The organism is Tenacibaculum finnmarkense genomovar ulcerans (assembly GCF_900239495.1).
GTDB classification, from domain to species: Bacteria; Bacteroidota; Bacteroidia; order Flavobacteriales; family Flavobacteriaceae; genus Polaribacter; species Polaribacter ulcerans.
Map to the genome: position 1 here is coordinate 51,267 of NZ_OENE01000014.1, position 20,816 is coordinate 72,082.

Here is a 20,816-nt window from a genome sequence, read left to right on the forward strand (position 1 = left end):
AATAAAAATTACTCTAATTTTTTTTTATGAGAAAATACATTTTAGTCTTAGTTTTATTTTTTTATTTTATTAAAAACTATAGTCAAACTATAGTTTCGGGTATTATAAAAAGTAAAACCGAAGTACTAGTAGGAGCTAATATATTAGCAAAACCTTTAACAAAAGGAGCTAAATTTTCTTATGCTGTTACAAATGTCAATGGAAAATATACATTAAAACTAACTAAAAATGCATTGTATAAGTTTACAATTAGTTTTGTAGGGTGTATAACTTTAAAAGAAGATATTTTATTCAATACTTCTAAATTAACTAAAAATTTTAATTTAAAAGAAGATCCAAATGAATTACAAGAGATAATTATAAATTATAAAGAGCCTATTGTTGTTAAAAAAGATACCACAACATACCGAGTAAAATCGTTCGTCAATGGTAAAGAGCATAAATTACGAGAAGTACTTAAAAAATTACCAGGAGTAGAGGTTGATAGAAATGGTAATGTAACTGTAAAAGGGAAAAAAGTTACTACTGTTTTGGTTGAAAATAAAGAGTTTTTTACAGGAGATTCTAAATTAGCGGTTAATAATATTCCAGCCGATGTAGTTAAAGAGATTCAGGTAATAGAAGATTATCACGAAAGTGATTTGTTAAAAGGTTTTGAAACATCAGAAGAAGTTGCTTTAAATATTAATTTAAAAGAAGATAAAAAGCAGTTTGCTTTTGGTGATATGGAAATTGGTACAGGTATAAAGGATAGGTATATTTTTCATCCTACATTATTTAAGTATAGTAAAAAAACTAGTTACTCTTTTATAGGAGACGCAAATAATACTAGTAATAAATCATTCACATTAAAAGACTATATAAATTATGAAGGTGGTTTAGATACCGATAATTTAAGTGAAATTTTTAGTTCTTCAGTAGCTAAATTGTTAAGAAATAAAGAATTTTATGACAATAAACATTATTTTGGAGGTTTGAATTTTCAATATGAAACTAATCCTAAGAATCGTTGGACAGCTTTTTTTATTGCTTTACAAGATAAAACGGATGTAGCACAACAACAAAATAATGATTATATCATCGATGATATTCAAGAGCAACGTGTTACTCATGAAAACCTTAATCAGTCGGTCTTATTGGGTAAACTACAATTAAAATCTGCCCCTTCTAAAAAATTAAGAATAAAACTTGAAAATAAGCTAGAAATAATTTCAGGATTAAACAACCTAGAAAATGAAAGTAATTTAATAAATAACAATAATCTAATCTTCTCAAAAAACAATAATGTAAATACTTTGAGTTTACAATCAGGACTTAAAATAGAGCGAAAAATTAATGAATATCATACCTCTCAAGCTAAGTTACATGTAAAATTTTCTAAAGTATCAGAAAACCAAAAGTGGTTAGCGAATAACAATATATTTTCATCACAAATACCTATTACACCAAGTGCTAATTTAAATGTAACTCAGAATATTGAAAATAAAAAATATGAATTTAAAAGCTTATTAAAACATTTTTGGATTGTAAACCCAGTTAATCATTTATTTTTTTCGCTAAAGAATAATTTGTTTGCAACAGATTATAACAATAATATAGAACAACTTTTAATTGGTGAAAATAAAATTTTTGACAATTTTAAAAATAATAGTTTAGATAAGCAATTGTTTTCATCAGTCTGTATTAAATATAAATATTTGTTAGGAGATGTTTTTTTTACAACCCAACTAGAGTATTTAAATTATATACGAAGCACCAGTCAGTTTTTAGAAGATAAAATATATAATAATTTTTTTTTACTACCCCAGTTTGAAGCAAATTGGGAAATTGATAATAAGCGAAGTTTAAAATTTAGTTATCTATTAAAGAATAAGTTCCCTAGATATCAAGATTTTTTTATTAATAATAGTTTACATGATTTTAATTCGGTAAGATTAGGAAATATCAATTTGAGAGAAAGTAATTATCATACGTTTAGGGTTTATTTTAGAAAATATCAAAGTTATGGTTGGAGTTTTTATCCTAGAATAAACTATAAAATTATAAAAAGTAGGCTTCAAAATAAATATTTATCAAAAGGTATTTATTATATAAATACTCCTGTTAATACGATTCTTCCTGAAAAGGAATTAAATATTTCTACAAGGGTTGTATATGGTTATAAATATTGGAGGGCAAGTTTAAGAACAAGCTATGTAAATAGAAATTATGTAAGTTTTAATGCAAATAAAGAAATTTTGGCAACCAATAATAGTTTTTCAGTTTTTGGAGGCTTTAAATCGATGTATATAAAAGGTCCTAATATAGATGTTTCTTTTAATCATAATTATAATACCAATAAAAATTTATTTTTTAACAGTATTTCAGATAGAACAAAATTTAATTTAGCATTAGATTATGATATAAATGATTGGCAGTTTAAAGCAGAAACTAGGTATTCGTATTTTAAGAATAAAACTTCAAAAACAACGAATACTTTTAATGAAACAAATGCTTCTATTTTTTATCAAAAAGAAGATAGTATGTGGGGTTTTGAACTAAAGGCAACCAATATTGGAAATAATACACATAGAATATCGTCTAGCTTATCCGATATTTTATTTTACGAAACAAAAACAAGACTTTTTCCAAGAACTATTTTGGCAAAAGTGGTTTATAAAATTTAAAATAATATATGAGATATTATATAGTAATAAGTATTTTGGTCTTATTTATAGCTTGTGGTTCAGTAAAAAAAACAATCGTTGAAGAAAATAGTAAAGAGGAGTTTACAGGTATTATAACAATGTCAAAATTATTAAAAGAGCCTTATCGAAAATGGTTTAAATCGCGTTATGAAGCTTATCAATTAGATGATTCCTTAAAAATTAGTGTGCAAAAATATTTTAAAGATGTTAAAATTAAAGCATTTATAGGTCTTTGGTGTAGCGATAGTAAACGAGAAATACCTTCTTTACTTAAAATAGTAAAAGAAGGTAATATCTCTGAAAAAAATATTGAAATCATAGCCGTTAATCATAAGAAAAAAGCAAAAGGGTTAGCAAAAGGTTTTACTATTTTTAGGGTGCCAACTTTTATCTTTTATAAAAATAACAAAGAACTAGGAAGATTTGTTGAACTTCCTCAAGAAACTTTAGAACAAGATATTTTAAAAATAATAACAGGTAAACCTTATAAACATTTTTATCAAAAATAAACTACCTATTTATTCCTCGTTTACTAATCCAACGTTGATATTTAACCGCATTTCTGTTGTGCTGCGCTAATGAATTTGCAAAATCATGAAAACCAATTTTTGTAACACTCGCACACATATAATAGTAGTTATGTTTTTTGTAATTTAAAACCGCATCAATCGCCGAAACATCAGGCATCGCAATTAAAGTAGGCGGTAAGCCCGTATTTTTGTACGTATTATAAGCCGATTCAATTTCTAAATCTTTAGTTAAAACACGTTTTACCACAAAATCGTCTCCTTTTAGCTGTTTGATGCAATAAATTACTGTAGGATCGGCTTGTAATGGCCAACCATCTCTTAACCTGTTTAAATACAACCCAGCCACAATTGGGCGTTCACTTTTTTGCGCAGTTTCCTTTTGAACTATTGAAGCCAAGGTACTCACTTCTTTTTTTGATAAATTTAATTTTTTCGCTTTTTCTAATCTTGATGAGTTCCAAAAACGCTTGTATTCACGCAATATTTTATTGCGAAATTTTTCAGCCGATGTATTCCAATAAAATTCATAGCTGTTAGGAATGTACATTGCTAAGGCATTTTTTTGATTAAAATTATTTTCTGATAAAAAACTAGCATCTGTCATTGCGTTTACTAAAGAAACCGAGTCAGCTTCAATTTGTTGGGCAATTCTTCCAGCTAATTTTTCTAAGGAATCTTGGTTGTTAAAAGACAGTTTTATCGGTGTTTGATTTCCGCTTCTAAGTAAATTTACAAGATTGTTTAAATTCATGCCTTTTTTCAGCTGATATTTTCCACCTTTAGGTTTTGTAAATTTTTTGATGTTGGCAACCCAAATAAAATGTTGAGGTTTGGCAATGTAAGTAGCAAGCTGTTTTTTTACATCTTCAAAAGTATCGGTATTTTTTATATAAATAGCCCCATTTTTAGTAATTGCTTTTGCGTAAATTTTCTGATAAAGATTAAAACCAATAAATCCACCGATTAAAAATATCGAGGCGATAATTCCGTATATTATTTTCTTTTTCATAGTTGTTTTTGATAAAATTATTTCTAAAATTATGTATGGATTAATTGAAATAAAATTTCGTCTTTATAAGTTCCGTTAGTAAAAATCCACTCTTTTTTGATGCCGATTTGTTTAAAATTATGTTTTGTAAATAGCCGAATACTATTTTTGTTATCCGCAGTAATATTTGCATATAATTGATGCAATTGCAAATGCGTAAAACAATAGTTTATTAGTAATTTTAGCGCCTCAAAGGCAAGTCCTTTTTGTTGATACTTCGGATGAATTAAAATACCGACACCCGCTCTTTTATGCTGCGGATTAAAATCAAAAAGATCAATCATTCCGATCGCTTCTTTTTTGTCTTCACTTTTAGTACTTATTTCAATAACCAACCGCAATTGCTTTGCTTGATAAATATCTAAATGTGCATTTTCGAGATATTGTTTTAAAATAAATCGTGAAAATGGCGCTTGTGTGTGGCTAACTTCCCAAAAAGACTCGTTGTTTTCTATAGCAAAAAGAAAGGCTAAATCTTCGGGTTCGATGGCTCTTAAATTTAGAACATCGCCTTTTAAAGTTGTCATTTTAAATTAAATTTTAATTGCTCCTTTAAAAACCAATTCGGCTTTTCCTTTTAAGAAAATATCGGTATAATTTCCGTCTTTTTCATTAAAACGAACCTCTAATAAACCACCTTGAACAGGTAAGCTAATTATATTATCTGTAGTTTTTTTGGTAGCGTGCATAGCAATGGCAACAGCCGTAACACCTGTTCCGCAAGCTAAGGTTTCATCTTCTACACCTTTTTCGTAGGTTCGAACTCTAAAAGTATTCTTGTTTATTTGCTGTACAAAATTTACGTTAGTTCCTTGAGCTCCGTAGTCGTTATATCTGATTTTTTTACCATTTTCAAAAACAGGGTAATTGTCTAAATTATCGACTAATTCAACATGATGTTGCGTTCCCGTATTGGCAAAAACAGCATGTTGTTTGATAATAATTTCATTTACATTTATCATCTGTAAAGAAACGATACCGTTATTTATTTGGGCATAATGTTCGCCATCAAAAGCGGTAAAAGTTGTTTCTGTATCAATAATACCTAATTCTTTGGCAAAAGCCACTGCACAGCGTCCGCCATTTCCACACATGGTTTGGCTTGCATCGGCATTAAAATAAAACATTTTAAAATCGGTGACAGCATCATTTTCTAGAAGAATAACACCATCGGCACCAACACCAAAATGTCGATGACATAGTTTGCTAATTAATTTTGCATCGTTTTTAGGGAAATTTTCGTTTCGATTATCGATAATAACAAAATCGTTTCCTGTTCCTTGGTATTTGTAAAATTGTAAATTCATAGAAAGCAAATATACATATTTTATCAACTAAATAGAAGTGTTAAATACAGGTTAAACTCCGTTAAAATGACGTTAAACAGATTTGTTGCAGTTGTTTAAATCTTATCTTTGGTATAAACATTATACGCATAAAAAAGATGATAAAAACACTTAAAACCTTAGGGATAGCAGTAATAGGCGGTGTAATAACACTTGCAGGCTATAAAATAGTACTTGAACAGCAGCTAATAAATTCCGCCGAAAATAAAATTGAAAATCAGGGAGATACTTTGCAAACAACGCCTGTAAATTATATGCCAACAGTGGTTAATTCAATAGCCGCTCCAACCGATTTTACTCAGGCAGCATCAAAAACGGTGCATGCTGTGGTGCATGTTAAAAATACGGCGGTAAGAACACAACGCAATCCGTATGCGCAACTTTTTGGAAGAAATGAAACACAAAAATATCAGCAAGTAGGAACGGGTAGCGGGGTTATTATTTCGCCAGATGGCTATATTATTACCAATAATCATGTAATAGCAGGTGCTACAGATATTGAAATTACCCTAAATAATCGAAAAAAATTAAAAGCAGTTTTAATTGGTGCCGATAAAAGCAATGACATCGCCTTATTAAAAGTTGAAACGGATGAAGCATTACCTAATTTAGCTTTCGGAAATTCTGACAATGCCAAAGTGGGCGAGTGGGTTTTAGCCGTTGGAAATCCGTATAATTTAACATCAACAGTTACCGCAGGAATTATTAGCGCCAAAGGGCGTGATTTAGACGGAAATAAAAATATAGAAGCTTTTATTCAAACCGATGCGGCTGTAAACCCAGGAAATAGTGGTGGGGCTTTGGTAAACACTCGTGGTGAATTAATTGGAATTAATACGGCAATTTCATCAAAAACAGGTTCTTTTATTGGGTATTCGTTTGCCGTGCCTTCTAATATTGCTAAAAAGGTGGTAGATGATTTATTAGAATTCGGGATTGTACAACAGGCAATATTAGGCATCAGTATTGATGCAACTGTTAAAGATATTGAAGGCGTAAAAATAGGCGCAATTACAAATAATAGTGAGGCTAAAAAAGCAGGTTTGCAACAGGGCGATATCATTACCAAAGTAAATGCTGTTAAAATAGCGAAGTTTTCTGATTTAAAAGGACAATTAACGGCAAAACGACCAGGGGAATATGTGAGTGTAACCGTGCTTAGAAATGACAAGGTTTTAACTAAAAATGTAAAATTAGGTAAAAAAGATACTTTTACATCGCTTTCTTTTGGGGTGCAGCTAAAGGATTTAACATCCGAAGAAAAAAAGAAATACAAGCTAAAAAGTGGGGCGAAAATAACAAGGACAAATAATAAAGGATTTCAATATTATAAAGTAGGCGAAGGGTATATTTTAACAAAAATAAACGGAAAAGAGGTACAGGGAGCTTCGCAGGCGGTTTCAATATTAGATACCTATACAGGCGAAGCGCAAATGTATTTAGAGTTATTAAGCCCTAGCGGAAAAATTGAACGCTATCGTTTTTAAAAGATGTTTTTATTTTATAAAACCCTAAGTAAGCCATTTGAAATTCTTATTTTTGTAGGAAATTTTTTTAAAATTTAGTTAACACACAACTATGTCAACAATAACAAATTACGAAAAAGAAGTAGTAGATCAAGCGCAAGTAAGACGTGCTACCGTTGAATTTATTAATATCGTGAACGATTTATGGTACGATAAATCAATCGAATTAGTTTTATTTAGAAATCCTTTAGTAGATAAAAGAGCGAGTGAGGTTTTAAACTTAATCGACTATGCTAAAGAGTTTGTAGCAAAGCCAATTTCAATTAACGATGCTTTAGAAATAGCAAAAGCAATACAAAATATTGAATTACCAGCATCAAAATTAGATATCGGTAAATTAGCGTACGAATATCATTTACAAGATGATGCGACTACCGATAAATTATCTTTTGTAAAAAATAAATTAAAAGATGCAACAAAAGCATCAGAAATTGCACCAAAGGATGTTGTTTTATACGGTTTTGGACGTATCGGACGTTTATTAGCACGTGAGTTAATGAGCAAAATGGGTAAAGGTTCTCAGTTAAGATTAAGAGCTGTTGTTACTCGTGGCGAAATTAACGAAGCAGTTTTACAAAAAAGAGCGTCGTTATTAAGTATCGATTCTGTTCACGGAGATTTCTTAGGAACTGTTGAGGTAGATGCCGATAACAATGCCTTAATTATCAATGGAACTACCGTATATATGATTTCTGCTGGGAAACCAGAAGATATTGATTATACTGCTTACGGAATTAACGATGCCTTAATTATTGATAACACAGGAGCGTTTAAAGATAAAGAAGCATTAAGCCGTCATTTAACTCCAAAAGGAGCTAGTAAGGTATTATTAACTGCACCAGGAAAAGGAATTCCTAATATTGTTCACGGTGTAAATCATGAAGAAAATAATCCTGATGTTGTTGATATTTTCTCAGCAGCTTCATGTACAACCAATGCAATTACACCTGTTTTAAAAGTTTTAGAAGATAACTTCGGAATTAAAAAAGGACACTTAGAAACGATTCATGCGTATACGAATGATCAGAACTTAGTAGATAATATGCACGGTAAATACCGTAGAGGTAGAGCAGCAGCTTTAAACATGGTAATTACTGAAACAGGTGCAGGAAAAGCAGTTGCAAAAGCATTACCAGCTTTAGAAGGTAAATTAACTTCGAACGCAATTCGTGTACCAGTTCCTAATGGTTCGTTAGCTATTTTAAACTTACAATTAAATACTACAACAACTGTTGATGCGGTAAATGCTATTATGAAGCAATATGCTTTAGAGGGTAATTTAGTAGAGCAAATTCAATATTCAATGAATAACGAATTAGTTTCTTCGGATATTGTTGGAACTACAGCGCCTTCAATTTTTGATAGTAAAGCAACCATCGCTGATGGCGATACAATTGTTATTTATGTATGGTACGATAACGAATACGGATATTCGCACCAAGTAATGCGTTTAGCAAAACATATTGCTAAAGTTCGTAGATTTACTTATTATTAATCGTTTTTAATAAATAATACTAAAAACCGAAACTTTTGTTTCGGTTTTTTAGTTTAAAATACTCTTGTAAATATACTTTGTAAATTGTAAAATCATGAATATTCAACAAACAATACAAGCGCTTCGCGATGAACTAAACCAGCATAATTATAATTATTATGTATTAGATAACGCCACTATTTCAGATTATGATTTTGATATTAAATTAAAAGAATTAGCGAACTTAGAAGCCGAAAATCCGCAGTATTTTGATGCCAATTCACCAACCCAAAGAGTAGGCGGAGAAATTACCAAAAATTTTGATACCGTTACCCATAAAAACCGCATGTATTCTTTAGATAATTCTTATTCAAAAGATGATTTATTAGACTGGGAAAAGCGACTTCAAAAAATGCTAGGAACGGATGCTATTCAATATACCTGTGAGTTAAAATATGATGGTGCATCTATCAATTTAACTTTTGAAAATGGTAAATTTATAAAAGCAGTAACTCGTGGCGATGGTTTTCAAGGAGATGAGGTAACGGCTAATATTCGTACTATAAAATCAATTCCGTTGCAGGTAAATAAAAGTTTTTTAAGCGATTTTGAAATGCGTGGCGAAATTATTTTACCGCTTGAAGGATTTCATAAAATGAACCAAGAACGCCTTGAAAATGATGAAGAACTGTATAAAAACCCACGAAATACCGCAAGTGGAAGTTTAAAATTACAAGATAGCGCTGCTGTTGCAAAGCGTCCGTTAGATTGTTTGTTATATCAAGTTGTTACAGAAGATAGAACCTATAAAACACATTTTGAAATTTTAGAAAACGCTAGGAATATTGGTTTTAAAGTTCCTAAAACTATTACGTTAGCAAATTCTATTGATGCGGTTTTTGAATTTATCAATCATTGGGATATCGAGCGTCATAATTTACCTTACGAAACCGATGGCGTTGTTGTAAAAGTGAATAATTTACAGCAACAAGAAGAGTTAGGCTACACCTCAAAAGCCCCACGTTGGGCAATTGCCTATAAGTTTAAAGCCGAGCAAGTATCGACAGTTTTACATGAAATTAGTTATCAAGTTGGGCGAACAGGAGCGATTACACCTGTGGCAAATTTAGAACCTGTGCAATTAGCAGGAACGGTTGTAAAACGAGCATCATTACACAATGCCGATCAAATTGAAAAATTAGATATCAGAATAAATGATACTGTTTTTGTAGAAAAAGGCGGGGAAATTATCCCTAAAATTATAGCGGTTGATTTATCTAAAAGACCTGCTGATTCTGAGCCTACAAAATACGCAACCAATTGCCCTGAATGCGATACTGAATTGGTAAGAAGCGAAGGCGATGCTAAACATTATTGCCCAAATGAATTTGGTTGTGCACCACAAATAACAGGAAGAATCCAGCATTTTATAAGCAGAAAAGCCATGGATATTGATGGTTTAGGCGGTGAAACGGTTGATTTATTGCGTAAAGAAGGTTTAATTAAAAATTATGCCGATTTATACGATTTGAAAACTCAGCAGATTATTCCGTTAGAAAGAATGGCAGAGAAATCGGCGCAAAATATGATTGCAGGAATTGAAAAATCAAAAGAAATTCCGTTTGAAAAAGTATTGTTTGCTTTAGGAATTCGATTTGTTGGTGAAACAGTAGCTAAAAAACTAGCAAAACATTTTAAATCGATCGATAATTTAATGACTGCCAGTTTAGAAACCTTAATTTCCGTAGATGAAATTGGTGATAGAATTGCAGAAAGTATTACCGAGTTTTCAAATGATTTAGGAAATATTGAATTAATTAACAGATTAAAATTACACGGCGTTCAATTAGAAGTTTCTGCCGAAAGTTTAGAGAATCAAACTGATAAACTTGCCGAAAAAGTATTTGTTGTTTCGGGTGTTTTTCATCAGATGACAAGAAACGAACTTAAAAAAGCCATTGAAGATAATGGCGGGAAAGTAAGTAGTTCAATATCTAAAAAAACAAGTTTTATTGTGGCGGGCGATAACATGGGACCGAGTAAATTAGCGAAAGCCGAAAGTTTAGGTATATTGATAATTTCAGAACAGGAATTTATTGATATGATTGGGTAGCGGTAGAATTATATTTTAAATAAGAAGGGGAGAATTCCCTTTCTTATTTAAAATATATGTTTGCTAGGCTTTTTTGATGAACTATATAATGCTTACTGGTTTTGGTGGTAGTTTTATTTAATAATCATAGAGCAAATTAGAAGGCTTATTTGAGTAATAATTAATATCCAAAGCAATTTTAATGAAGGTTTTGTGGTTTCTGCTATAAAATCATTAAACTTGTTTGTCAAAAAATCAGATAAATTTAAATTTTCATCTTGAAAATCAATTTCATCAAGCTTTATTTTATTAAATCCAAAGTTAATAATCTTACGTTGTAATTTAGAGGTATCGTTGTCATTTTTTGTTAACTGCAATATTTTTGCTTTTAAAATAGCTTTATCGGTAAGTTCTTTTTTCCAGCCTTCTTTTTCTGTTAATTTTTTAGTTACATTTTCTACTTTTGAAGAAATATAATTTCCTGCTTTTCCTTTCCATAATAGATATATTGCATTTTGAATTGAAATTTTATTTGCAATTATAAAATAGATAGCAATAAAAACAGGAGATCCAAAAACAAGTAGAAAAGCAAAGATATTTGTTGTTAGTAGTCCTATAAATAAACCTATAATACTTCCATGACCACCACCTGATAACCCAATATTTCCATATAAAGCGATAAGGAATATTATTAAGGTTACTATATTTCCTAATGCAAAAATAAAAATCCATTTAAGAGCTGTTTTACCACTTATTTTTACTGCTATTTTAATGTTTTCTTTCATTGTTTTTTTAACAAATCTAATTAATTTAAAACCCTTACAATCAATATAAAAGTAAATTTTTGTAATTTCCCTTGAAATTAGAACCAAACAAATGAAGATAAAAATAGCATCAATTATTTTTTTAATAATTGCAATTTTAGATGTTTATGCAGTAATAATTCAAAATAAAAGTTTAGAAATTATTTTTAAACCTTTACTGATGACAAGTTTGGCAGTACTGTATTTAGTAAGTATAAAAAAAGATGAAAAAGCTAATTTCTGGTTGGTTTCAGCATTATTTTTTTCTTTTTGGGGCGATGTATTTTTACTAGATAAAACAAATTATTTTGTATTCGGATTAGGCTCTTTTTTAGTTGCACACATTATGTATATAAAAATGACCGTAAATTTTTTAAGAAAAACAGCGATTGTAAAAATTGTAAAATCAGCAATTATTTTTGTAGCTTTATTTGTAGGTGTTTTTTTGTTGATAAAAGATAATTTAGCCGAAATGCTAGTACCTGTATTAGTGTATGGAACGGCAATTTCAGGGTTTGGAACTTGTGCTTTGTTAAATTATCAGCAAGAAAAATCAACAGAAAACATGGTATTGTTATTGGGCGCAATTTTATTTATCGCTTCGGATAGTGGTATCGCTTTAAATAATTTTTACAACCCAACACATTTTTTTGATATCGCTATAATTATACTCTATGTATTGGCGCAGTTTTTAATTGTAAAAGCAATACTGTTTCGAAAATAGTGGTTTTTAGAGGTATAAAAAAAATAAAATTATTTGACTATCTTATATGTTTTTTGTTAAATAACTGTCCATTTATATAAAGTTTTTAACCAGTTCATGTAAATACGGTAAATTTTATTCTGTGTTAAAAATCAGCAAACTATAAAACCAATTTCAGTACTAGAATTAACGTACCTAAAAGCCTATTTTTGCAAAACAAAACAAACACAAATGGAATTTACCCAATTATCTGATTTAAAAAAAATTGTAGACCAACAAGCTGTTAAGAAAAGAATAGTATTGTGTTCTGCGGCAGATGAACACGCTTTAGAGGCAATAAAAAATGCTTACGAAAAAGGAATTATTACGCCAGTATTAGTAGCAAAAAAAGAAGACCTTTTAGCCTGTGCTAAAAATTTAAATTTTGATTTAACAGATATTGAGTGTCATTTTGAACGTGACTTACCTGCTATTATTAAAAAATCAATATCGATGGTTACTGCTCAAAAAGCAGATATTTTAATGAAAGGTAAGCTATCAACGGCTGAGCTTTTATCAGGCGTACTTAATAAAGAATGGGGATTAAAAACAAGAAAATTCTTATCGCATTACGCTATTTTTGAAATTCCAGAATACCACAAACTTTTAGGGATTACCGACGTTGCTTTTAATATTGCTCCAGGGCTAAAAGAAAAAGTTGCCATCGTAAAAAATGCCGTAGATTTTTCTAAGCGTATAGGAGTTGTTAATCCAAAAATTGCCGCTGTTGCCGCTGTTGAAATGGTAAACGAAAAAATGTCTGCTACTACCGATGCAGCTTTATTATCTATCATGCAACGCCGTGGGCAAATTAAAGACTGTTTAATTGACGGGCCTCTTTCTTTTGATAACGCCATTAGTTTTGAAAGTAAAAAATCAAAAGGATTAGAAGGGCCTGTAGCTGGAGATGCCGATATTATTTTAGTTCCTAACATTGAGGCAGGAAATATGTTATATAAGTCCTTTGTGTTTTTCGCAAACGCAAAATTATGCGGTATCGTATTAGGTGCGCCTTTTCCAATAGTATTAACCTCTAGAGCCGATTCTAAAGACACGAAATACAATAGTATTTTATTAGCTTCTGCTGCTTCTAACGAATAAAAAACATGAAAAACTATATCTTAGTAATAAACCCAGGATCTACCTCTACAAAAATTGGACTTTTTAACGGAAATACCCCTGTTTTTGAAGAGAATTTTCATCATAACCCCGAAGATTTACAAGAGTTTTCAAGTATTTTAGAGCAAGCTCCGTATAGAAAAACCTTGATTCTAAATTTTTTAGAAAAACAAAATATAACAGCTAGTTCTTTAAAATTAGTGATGGCTAGAGGTGGGCTTTTAAAACCTGTAGTTTCAGGAGTATATCAGGTAAATAAAGCGATGCTTAACGATTTGGTGAATGCACCAAAGCAACACGCAAGTAATTTAGCCGCAATTATAGCGAATGATATTGCTACCGAAAACAGTATTAAAGCCTACATAGCAGATCCTGTGGTAGTCGATGAATTATGTGAATTAGCACGATTTACAGGACACCCAGAATTGAAAAGAATCTCTATTTTTCATGCTTTAAATCAAAAAGCAGTAGCCAGAAAATTTGCCCAAGAAAACGATAAAAAATACGAAAACCTAAACCTTATTGTAGTACATATGGGGGGTGGTATAACTGTTGGCGCGCATCAAAAAGGAAAAGTTATAGATGTAAACCAAGGTTTTGATGGCGAAGGTCCTTTTTCTCCTGAGCGTACAGGAACATTGCCAACTGGCGATTTAATTAAGCTTGCAATGAGCGGTAAATATACGCTAGAGCAAATGCAAGAATTAATTGTGGGTAAGGGTGGTGTGAACGCCTATTTAGGAACGAATGACATGAGAATTGTTGAAGACAAAGCGCTTATAGATGATAATTATAAAATTATTTTAGATGCGATGTGTTTTCAAATTGCAAAATTTATTGGCGCGATGGCAACAGTGTTAAAAGGAGATGTAGACGCTATTTTATTAACCGGTGGAATTGCTTATAGCAAATACGTTACCGCACAATTAAAAGACTACACAAACTACATTGCAACCACGCAAATATACCCAGGTGAAGACGAATTAGAAGCGCTTGCTTTTAATGGGAATTTGGTTTTAGAAAATGCTATAAACTTGCAAGTTTATAAATAGTTATAAGAATTTTAAAAGTTACACAAAACTGCCCTTGTTTTTTATAAATAAGGGCAGTTTTTTTTATGTTATTTAGGGCACTTCCCGCCAAAAAAGGACGGGACCAGGCTTTCCATTATATCTTTTTTTTCGTGCCTCAAAAAAAGGATGCCATTGCAATCCTTAGTGCAAAAAAGTATAAGTATCATTGTCAATAAAATCTAAAAATCGCTAGTTTACAAAGGGTACTCAAAGGTAATTTATGGAAAAATAATCTTTTAGGGTTGTTTCATTTTTTTGATTAGCTATGTAATTTTATAGGTATTGTGTGCTTTTTTTATTGCAAATTAGTTCAAAATGTTTTTTTGAATAACGCATTATTTCTTTAGGTGTTTTATAGCTAGTAATTATTTAAAAACGCAATAGAAAATATCCGAACTATTTTTGTAAGTAGGCGAGTACTAGCAGTATTTGCCTAACTTTTCCTTTAAGATTGGGATAAAGGTAACTAATTTGAAGTAGTTATTTCTTGCTAAATATAGTAAATTCAATTTTGTTTATTTCAAATAAAGACCAACTCCTAAGCCTATTCCTATAGTAATTAAAACAAAGACTAAAACTCTCAATGTTTTCAATTCTTTAGATTGTAATTCAAAACGTTCTTTTATTTTACTTTCCATCGAGTTAAAATTAGAATTTAAAGTAGTTTCAAATGCACGTTGTATTTGAATTCCTTCATTTCTAATATCAACTTGAATATCAGATTTATGTTTATCGAGCCTTGTGATAAGAGTTGCATCTAATTCTCTTTGAAAAGCTTTATTATCTGTATTTATTCTTTCTGTTTTTTGCTCTACAGTATTGTTAATAAGCTTTAATTGGTTTGAATTTTCTCTTGTTTCTTTTTTAATGACATTACTAACCGAGTTTAAATTTTTATTATTCTCTTCGATTAGCTCTAAGTTTAGGCTTATATTCGATTGAAGCGAGCTTATTTCCGAATAAACCTGTGTAAAGCCTTTTAGTTCTTCAGAGTTTTGTTCTAATTCAATGACAATATTATCCAATTTTTCTAAATCCATATTCTATTTTTTTATTAATGCTTTTAAGTTTGTTGTTATAATGAATAAGTAACGTTTTTTTATCTCCGAACTCTTTAGCAAATTTTAATTTTTCAGCTTCCGTTTTACTGTATTTGTATAGGTATTCTAATAATATAGTTTTTCCGTTTTGGTTTGTTTTTTTAGCTATTTTAAGAATTCCATTTAGAACCGTATTCCGTTCTTTATTATCATAATTTGAAATAGTGTCGAATGATTTTGAAAACTCTCTTTTAACGTTTTCAAATGACTCGTTTAAAAGTAGGGTGTTTAAACCATTTATTAAATGAATACCTGTATTTGATTGATAACTTTCAAGTATTCTCTGTAAATTTCCTTTTAGGTCAATCAATTCTTCTTTTTTTCTAAAAGTGATAATCTCTGTATCCTTATTTTCAATATAGAAAACTTCAAACCATTTAGCGATATCTTTGTTGTTATTGTCTGCAATATGTTGTAAAACATAGGTTGCTTCTGTAATTTTAAAATAAGCTTCTAACGATTTTTTAAAAGATTCTTTTCCTTCTTCCTGATAATCCTTACAATTATTATAAACAGTTTCAAGAGATTTCCGTCTGTTCGTTCCAAACTTATCATAAGACCATTGCAGTAATATTGTTACTAAACGGTCAAATTTCGGCAATTCAGTATTGTTTAAAATAGTTGTATATTTTTCTCTATCAGGATGCTTGTCAAATTCAAAGTCATCAACATAATTTTGAATAAATAGGAGTAATGTTTCTTTTATACTTTCTTCGGTAAATTTTTTATAGGAAACAGTAAATACACCATTAAAGAAATCATCAACAGTCCAATCTGAAATAATACCTAAATTAGATAAACGATAAATAGCTTTTTCAACTTTTGCTTTATCTGAATTTAAGCCTTTTGCATAAACAACTTTTTTAGCTCCTGATTCGGAATAGGTTTCATGAAGTTGTGTTACAAGTTCTAATTCATTAGATATTGAGTCTAATCCATTTTGATATAAATATATTTGACGGAAAATATCTTTTCCGCTTAAGCCTACTTTATCACTTAAAGATTGAATTTCTTCATAAGTTGATTCTGGGTTAAAAATAGTTTGAATATCCGTTTCTGGATTTTCTTCTGTTAGTAAAACATAACACTTTGCATCACTTTTATCTCTTCCCGCTCTTCCTGCTTCTTGATAAAGCGATTCCATGGAAGCAGGCATACCATAATGAACAGTAAAGCTTATATTTTTTTTGTTAATTCCCATACCAAAAGCTTTAGTAGCTGTTAATAATGGAAATTTATTGTCTTTGTATTGCTTTTGAACTTCTAGTTTATATTTATCGAAATCTTTATCCTCACCAATAAAACCTTTTTTTGGTTTTGAGCCAGAATAATATTTAACTGCTGTTTTAAAATCTATTGATAAACTTTTTGATAGATGAGAACAGCCATTTACTCCGTTTACAAAAGGCGTAAATATTAAGCCACATTTTGGGTTTTCAGAATCTAAATCAAAAAGCTTTTCTTCTTGGTTGTGGTTTTCAATAATAGATTTAATTTCTTGATATTTGTTTCCTTTATCATTGATTACAATAAACTCTAACTCAGGTCGTGTATAATTAGGTACAGTTCTGGTATCTTCTGGCTTACTTTTAAATTCTAATTGAATATCTTTTAGTACATTAGATGATGCGGTAGCGGTTAGCCCTAAAAATGTTATTGTAGGACAATATTTTTTAATGGTTTTTGAAAGGTTTAAATAAGAGGTTCTAAAGTCGTGTCCCCATTCCGATAAACAATGTACTTCATCAATAACAGCATAGGCAAAGTCTAATTGTGAATTTATGGCTGATAATCTTTGTCTAAAATCTTTGGTTTGAAACCTTTCAGGTGAAATAAAAACAAAGAAATATTTTCCATTACTATAGTTATCTAATATTTCAGTACGTTCAGCTCCAATGACATCACTATTTATAGATTCAATATTTTGAATATATGTTTTATTAAGGTCTTCTATTTGGTCAGACATTAAAGACTTTATTGGACATACAACAAAACTAATACAAGGCTGTAAAAGGCAGGCAAGTTGATAAGTCAATGATTTTCCTCCACCTGTTGGTAGTAATCCAATAGTTGTATTGTTTTCTAAAATATTTTGAATAATTGGAACTTGACCTTGATTAAAACGATGATAGTTACGTCCAAATATATTTTTAAGAAAAAACACTAAATTTTTCAAATCACCAGATTCTTCATCATTAAAAAGAAGCTTGTATTTGTATTTAGCAGTAGTACTAAGTTTAAAGTAGTTAATTTGGTCTAATTTATTTTTATTTCGATTATAAAACAAATCTAAATAATCAGTTCTTAGATAGATAATATCTTCATTAAGTAGGTTTTGATCAGTCCAGCGTTGTAAAAGACTGAAATCTATCTTAATACATTTTTTATTGCTGAAGTTTTTAATGTTTTTAATTTCAAATTTTGGTTTTTTAAATGAAATTTTTTGCAATTTTAATAAATGAACAAGCCATTGAAAAGTATCTTCGATAGCGTGAATTTCATAGCCATTTACATCATGATTTTTAATTTCAAAATACCATTTTTCATCATCAAGATTTAGTATGCCCCTTTCAAGTAATTCAAGAATTAAAACTTGAAAACGAATTATTGCAGTGGGCAATAATTTAGTTTTTTTTATTTCTTCTGAAATTTCATCGAAGTTGAGGTTGAAATTCGTTTTATATAAATTTAGAAACCTAGAATATTTATCAAGTTGATTTTTTATTTGCTCTATTTTTTGAAAATAGATTTCGTTTTTAGCTTCTAAATCTTTTGTATCGATTCTAACCGTTAAAACTTTTGATAAAGCAAGGTGATTATCTCTTATTGAATCAATAACTCTTGCAACATCTTCTTTATGTTGTTGTCCATCTATTTCTATAACTAAATTTGCTTGTGGCAAGAAAAAATCAACACATTGATAATTGAATTTTTTATCATTACGTTGCGTAATTTGATTAATTTCAATTTCTGGAATTATTAATTGTTTGATAAATTTGTATTCAGGTAAATCTTCGCTAATTCTTTCTTCTAAAAATATTTTTGCAGGAAAATAGCTATGGTCTTGATCTCCTTTTATGGTATTATTCCATTGAAGATTTGATTGATCTATTAAAACAAAAGGCTTTTTTAAAAAAACTTCTTTTTCAGGAAATGAGCCATAAATATTTTGTAGATATTGGCTCATTAAAGTAGGTTTACCTCTTTGAATAAGATTTTTTATTATTAAAATTGCTGATAAAAAAGAAGATCTTTTTCTTGGCTTTATTAGATTTTGAATAACAAAATTATGATTTGTATACGAGTAGTTAGCTGAATATTTTTTAATCATTCATTTTAGTTCGTTTTGTATTTCGTGCGTTGAAAAAAAAGCTAATATGCTAGTTTCAGTTTTTTTGATTAACGGGTTTAATAGTTGTCTTTTTAGTCTTTTGAACTAAAATAAAACAGAAGTAAGTAGCGGGCACAGCACAGTAGACAAAAGCGTACATTTTTCCGCAAAGTTTTATACAATGTAGCCTTCTATCTATTAGGATTGCTTATATAAAAAATATTTTATTCTATTTTTCTTCTGTATAAATTTCAAACTTGCCTTTATTTTCATCTGGAAAATGGTAAATTCTCTCTTTGCTATTATTTTTAGAAGTAAAATTTTTAACAGTTATGTGCCCCAGAGCATTTTTAATATTATGATAGCCTATTGCTCTTACAGATGAATTATTTTGATAATTTTCAACAAGAATACTTACCGCTTCTTTACTTCCTTTTAGTTTGTTAAAATTAAATAACATCCCCCGACTTTTATTATTGTAGGTATATAGATCTTCTATTTTAATATTTTTTAATTTTTGATTTTGGTAATTAGGTTCAAAATCTATACCTGCCTGAGGACTAGCTCCATTAGTATTAGATAGAATCATATTTTTCAATATAAACCCATCTACGCTAATTACAGAAATTCCATTTCTTCTGTTGTCATTTATAAAACCATCTTTTATTTTTATATTGTAATTTGTTCCTTTGTTTGTAATTTCACCTAAATAAATACCATCTCCCCAGCATTCTTGAATAAGGGGTTTTATTATTTCTATATTCTTTGATGATCTGATAGAAATTCCCATTCCCCATTCCCCTCTGCTTGCCGAATGCGTGTATTTATCACCTTTTATTTTGGGTTCATAGACACTAATATTCTCTTTATTATGTATTCTTAGTAATTCATAACTCCCTTTATTTGATGCTTTTAATCTCATTTCTGTTTTTTTATCAAAAATGATTATTGAATTGTTTATTAAATCTAAACCGACATCATTTATTTTGATAGGAAAGTTAGGTAATAATACATATTTATTCTCATTTATTGCTTTTTGTAAAAAAGCAGTATAATCTTTAGTTCCATCTTTAACATAGTTTTTAGGTAAATACGATACAGCCTTAACAAACGAATGCTTATTTAAGACCTTATTTCTTGTTTTTTTAGCCTTAATGAAATTTGGAATTTCCTTAACTTGTTTATTTATTACAGAATAAGGATTTTTACATCCGAATATTAATAATACAATGAGTAGTCCAGCTATATTTTTCATAAATATCAATACGTTTAACAAGTTTAGTATTTAATTATACAATAACGTCAGTCTGTCTAAAAACCGTCATTTATTTTTTTATAGTATCAAAAATAGCGTTAATTTTTGTGAAAATAGAACAATCTAAGTCATTTTTAATAATTCATATTTCGGTAGTTTTAACCTGTAAACAAGTCTTTTATGATGTTTTACAGCTCTTTTAAAATGAAGTAAAGATAAAAGGAGTAATAGTGTCATTATCTTACTTAGCCCAATACAACTACAATTATTAGATAGAGATAAAGAGGTTTTAGGAGTTTATATCGACAGTGAAAAATCATTGTTAAACGTTTGCCCAAGTTGTAAAAAAGGAACATTAATTACACTTTTAACCTTCGATGGGCGAGGGCCTCCCGAAAATTATAGACAGATAGTGATGCGTAAAATAAGTAAATACATTTAGTAGTAAATTCACCCATAATTTACTCAGACGACTGATGCCTAAAAGTAAAAAAAGAATATTATTACGCTTAAAAACAGGGTTGTAGGTTACCTTTAATTACTATAAAATGCCAAAATAGGCTAAAAAATAATAGTGAAGTCTACCGAATTTTCAAGAAACACAAAAATAGTTATCGAATTACCCCTTATCCTGAATATCGGATCAGTCAACAATGCATATAGCCTTGGCCTATCGGCAGGCCATATGCT

15 protein-coding genes are annotated in these 20,816 nt (G+C 29.7%); 8 read left to right on the forward strand and 7 right to left on the reverse strand.

The window, feature by feature from the left end:
* The first annotated feature begins 26 nt into the window (after positions 1-26).
* Together DPIF8902391_RS04975 and DPIF8902391_RS04980 are read left to right on the forward strand one after the other, a co-directional pair.
* Positions 27-2,666, forward strand: a complete 2,640-nt coding sequence (locus DPIF8902391_RS04975; RefSeq protein WP_172505198.1) for a carboxypeptidase-like regulatory domain-containing protein — start codon at positions 27-29, stop codon at positions 2,664-2,666.
* An 8-nt stretch (positions 2,667-2,674) separates the two neighbouring features.
* Entirely contained in the window at positions 2,675-3,196 is a 522-nt protein-coding gene (locus tag DPIF8902391_RS04980) for a thioredoxin family protein (RefSeq protein ID WP_172505199.1), read from the forward strand.
* Between the two features lies 1 nt (position 3,197).
* Here DPIF8902391_RS04980 and mltG read toward each other — a convergent pair whose 3' ends face one another.
* Genes mltG through dapF form a run of 3 tightly spaced genes read right to left on the reverse strand, consistent with a single transcriptional unit; the run spans position 3,198 to position 5,572 of the window.
* Complete coding sequence (mltG, locus tag DPIF8902391_RS04985; RefSeq protein ID WP_058885334.1) at positions 3,198-4,226, reverse strand: endolytic transglycosylase MltG; 1,029 nt, start codon at positions 4,224-4,226, stop codon at positions 3,198-3,200.
* A gap of 29 nt (positions 4,227-4,255) precedes the next feature.
* Positions 4,256-4,792 (reverse strand): GNAT family N-acetyltransferase, encoded by a 537-nt coding sequence (locus DPIF8902391_RS04990; RefSeq protein WP_058885333.1) that lies wholly within the window; start codon positions 4,790-4,792, stop codon positions 4,256-4,258.
* Positions 4,793-4,798: 6 nt separating this feature from the next.
* Positions 4,799-5,572, reverse strand: a complete 774-nt coding sequence (gene dapF / locus DPIF8902391_RS04995) for a diaminopimelate epimerase (protein ID WP_172505200.1) — start codon at positions 5,570-5,572, stop codon at positions 4,799-4,801.
* A 137-nt stretch (positions 5,573-5,709) separates the two neighbouring features.
* Here dapF and DPIF8902391_RS05000 point away from each other — a divergent pair, with 137 nt between their 5' ends.
* From DPIF8902391_RS05000 to ligA, 3 genes are all read left to right on the forward strand, one after another.
* On the forward strand, positions 5,710-7,098 hold the full coding sequence (locus DPIF8902391_RS05000; RefSeq protein ID WP_172505201.1) for a trypsin-like peptidase domain-containing protein: 1,389 nt from the start codon (positions 5,710-5,712) through the stop codon (positions 7,096-7,098).
* A 91-nt stretch (positions 7,099-7,189) separates the two neighbouring features.
* The gene (locus DPIF8902391_RS05005; protein ID WP_172505202.1) at positions 7,190-8,632 is read left to right on the forward strand and encodes a glyceraldehyde-3-phosphate dehydrogenase; all 1,443 of its coding nucleotides are present in this window, start codon (positions 7,190-7,192) and stop codon (positions 8,630-8,632) included.
* A gap of 94 nt (positions 8,633-8,726) precedes the next feature.
* Positions 8,727-10,724 carry an NAD-dependent DNA ligase LigA gene (gene ligA, locus DPIF8902391_RS05010; protein WP_172505203.1) on the forward strand — a complete coding sequence of 666 codons (1,998 nt, stop codon included), beginning with the start codon at positions 8,727-8,729 and terminating at the stop codon, positions 10,722-10,724.
* A 113-nt stretch (positions 10,725-10,837) separates the two neighbouring features.
* On the opposite strand, the gene DPIF8902391_RS05015 is transcribed toward ligA, so the two are convergent.
* Positions 10,838-11,488 (reverse strand): hypothetical protein, encoded by a 651-nt coding sequence (locus DPIF8902391_RS05015; protein ID WP_172505204.1) that lies wholly within the window; start codon positions 11,486-11,488, stop codon positions 10,838-10,840.
* Between the two features lie 91 nt (positions 11,489-11,579).
* Between DPIF8902391_RS05015 and DPIF8902391_RS05020 the strand changes: the two genes are divergently transcribed.
* From DPIF8902391_RS05020 to buk, 3 genes are all read left to right on the forward strand, one after another.
* The gene (locus DPIF8902391_RS05020; protein ID WP_172505205.1) at positions 11,580-12,230 is read left to right on the forward strand and encodes a lysoplasmalogenase; all 651 of its coding nucleotides are present in this window, start codon (positions 11,580-11,582) and stop codon (positions 12,228-12,230) included.
* A 210-nt stretch (positions 12,231-12,440) separates the two neighbouring features.
* On the forward strand, positions 12,441-13,349 hold the full coding sequence (locus DPIF8902391_RS05025; protein WP_058885324.1) for a bifunctional enoyl-CoA hydratase/phosphate acetyltransferase: 909 nt from the start codon (positions 12,441-12,443) through the stop codon (positions 13,347-13,349).
* Positions 13,350-13,354: 5 nt separating this feature from the next.
* Complete coding sequence (gene buk, locus DPIF8902391_RS05030; protein WP_172505206.1) at positions 13,355-14,419, forward strand: butyrate kinase; 1,065 nt, start codon at positions 13,355-13,357, stop codon at positions 14,417-14,419.
* A gap of 536 nt (positions 14,420-14,955) precedes the next feature.
* Here buk and DPIF8902391_RS05035 read toward each other — a convergent pair.
* The 3 genes from DPIF8902391_RS05035 to DPIF8902391_RS05045 all read right to left on the reverse strand — a co-directional run bounded on the left by DPIF8902391_RS05035 (position 14,956) and on the right by DPIF8902391_RS05045 (position 20,126).
* Positions 14,956-15,480 carry a hypothetical protein gene (locus tag DPIF8902391_RS05035; RefSeq protein WP_172505207.1) on the reverse strand — a complete coding sequence of 175 codons (525 nt, stop codon included), beginning with the start codon at positions 15,478-15,480 and terminating at the stop codon, positions 14,956-14,958.
* Positions 15,458-18,727 carry a RecQ family ATP-dependent DNA helicase gene (locus DPIF8902391_RS05040; protein WP_172505208.1) on the reverse strand — a complete coding sequence of 1,090 codons (3,270 nt, stop codon included), beginning with the start codon at positions 18,725-18,727 and terminating at the stop codon, positions 15,458-15,460. The genes DPIF8902391_RS05035 and DPIF8902391_RS05040 overlap by 23 nt, the downstream gene beginning before the upstream one ends.
* Before the next feature lie 373 nt (positions 18,728-19,100).
* A complete protein-coding gene (locus tag DPIF8902391_RS05045; protein WP_172505209.1) occupies positions 19,101-20,126 on the reverse strand; it encodes a hypothetical protein in 1,026 nt (341 codons plus the stop codon).
* Positions 20,127-20,816: the final 690 nt, after the last annotated feature.

Bases quoted from the DNA above. Each gene is read 5' to 3' on its own strand.
- DPIF8902391_RS05040 (WP_172505208.1), bottom strand. From the start codon at position 18,727: ATGAGCCAATATCTACAAAATATTTATGGCTCATTTCCTGAAAAAGAA.
- buk (WP_172505206.1), top strand. From the start codon at position 13,355: ATGAAAAACTATATCTTAGTAATAAACCCAGGATCTACCTCTACAAAA.
- DPIF8902391_RS05005 (WP_172505202.1), top strand. From the start codon at position 7,190: ATGTCAACAATAACAAATTACGAAAAAGAAGTAGTAGATCAAGCGCAA.
- DPIF8902391_RS04990 (WP_058885333.1), bottom strand. From the start codon at position 4,792: ATGACAACTTTAAAAGGCGATGTTCTAAATTTAAGAGCCATCGAACCC.
- ligA (WP_172505203.1), top strand. From the start codon at position 8,727: ATGAATATTCAACAAACAATACAAGCGCTTCGCGATGAACTAAACCAG.
- DPIF8902391_RS04980 (WP_172505199.1), top strand. From the start codon at position 2,675: ATGAGATATTATATAGTAATAAGTATTTTGGTCTTATTTATAGCTTGT.
- mltG (WP_058885334.1), bottom strand. From the start codon at position 4,226: ATGAAAAAGAAAATAATATACGGAATTATCGCCTCGATATTTTTAATC.
- DPIF8902391_RS04975 (WP_172505198.1), top strand. From the start codon at position 27: ATGAGAAAATACATTTTAGTCTTAGTTTTATTTTTTTATTTTATTAAA.
- DPIF8902391_RS05035 (WP_172505207.1), bottom strand. From the start codon at position 15,480: ATGGATTTAGAAAAATTGGATAATATTGTCATTGAATTAGAACAAAAC.
- DPIF8902391_RS05015 (WP_172505204.1), bottom strand. From the start codon at position 11,488: ATGAAAGAAAACATTAAAATAGCAGTAAAAATAAGTGGTAAAACAGCT.
- dapF (WP_172505200.1), bottom strand. From the start codon at position 5,572: ATGAATTTACAATTTTACAAATACCAAGGAACAGGAAACGATTTTGTT.
- DPIF8902391_RS05025 (WP_058885324.1), top strand. From the start codon at position 12,441: ATGGAATTTACCCAATTATCTGATTTAAAAAAAATTGTAGACCAACAA.
- DPIF8902391_RS05020 (WP_172505205.1), top strand. From the start codon at position 11,580: ATGAAGATAAAAATAGCATCAATTATTTTTTTAATAATTGCAATTTTA.
- DPIF8902391_RS05000 (WP_172505201.1), top strand. From the start codon at position 5,710: ATGATAAAAACACTTAAAACCTTAGGGATAGCAGTAATAGGCGGTGTA.
- DPIF8902391_RS05045 (WP_172505209.1), bottom strand. From the start codon at position 20,126: ATGAAAAATATAGCTGGACTACTCATTGTATTATTAATATTCGGATGT.